Origin of the sequence: Komagataeibacter oboediens (genome assembly GCF_003207815.1) — a bacterium.
Lineage (GTDB): Bacteria > Pseudomonadota > Alphaproteobacteria > Acetobacterales > Acetobacteraceae > Komagataeibacter > Komagataeibacter oboediens.
Map to the genome: position 1 here is coordinate 1 of NZ_NKTX01000241.1, position 724 is coordinate 724.

The window sequence follows — 724 nt, forward strand, 5'->3', positions numbered from 1 at the left end:
TCCATCTCTCCCCGTCACAATTGACTTGTCTGCTGGAGGGTGTGGACTGGCGCAATCCGCAGAAAACATGGAGACCTGAACTGGCGGGATAATAAAAACTGCGCCAGGTCAGCATATACTGGTACCCTTTTGAGCGCCCATGTGATCAACTGCCTTCATGACGGGAGATACGGACGACATCATCGCCTTGCGCGCAGCACTTGCCGCTGCCGAGGCGCGTGCCCAGGTCGCCGAACTCCGGGCCACTGATGCAGAATCGCGCGCGGCCAGCGCCGAAGCGCAGATTGCCCATCTCAAACATCTTATCGCGCGGATGCGCCAGGACCGTTTCGGCGCCTCGTCGGAGCGGGGGCGCCGCCTGCTGGCCCAGCTTGAACTCGAACTGGAAGAGCTGGAGACGACGCTCGCCGAGGACGCGCCCGAAAACGCCGTGAATCCCGCTGTCCGCGCGACAGCACCCAGGAGCAACCGGGGGCGCCAGCCCCTGCGTGCCGATTTGCCGCGCGAGCGGGTCGTCATCCCCGCACCGACACAGTGTCCGTGCTGTGGCAGCGATCGTCTGAGCAAACTGGGGGAGAGCGTCACCGAGACGCTGGAGGTGATCCCGCGCCAGTTCAAGGTCATACAGACGGTGCGGGAGAAGTTCACCTGCCGGGACTGCGAGAGCATCACCCAGCCACCCGCCCCCTTCCATCCGATCGCGCGCGGACGCGCCGGCCCATGG

The 724-nt window shown here is 64.6% G+C and carries 1 protein-coding gene; it reads left to right on the plus strand.

From position 1 onward, the window contains the following. Window positions 1-157 precede the first annotated feature (157 nt). Window positions 158-724 (plus strand): IS66 family transposase zinc-finger binding domain-containing protein (locus tag CFR80_RS18605; RefSeq protein ID WP_181418290.1); only part of this gene is annotated, 567 nt, incomplete at its 3' end.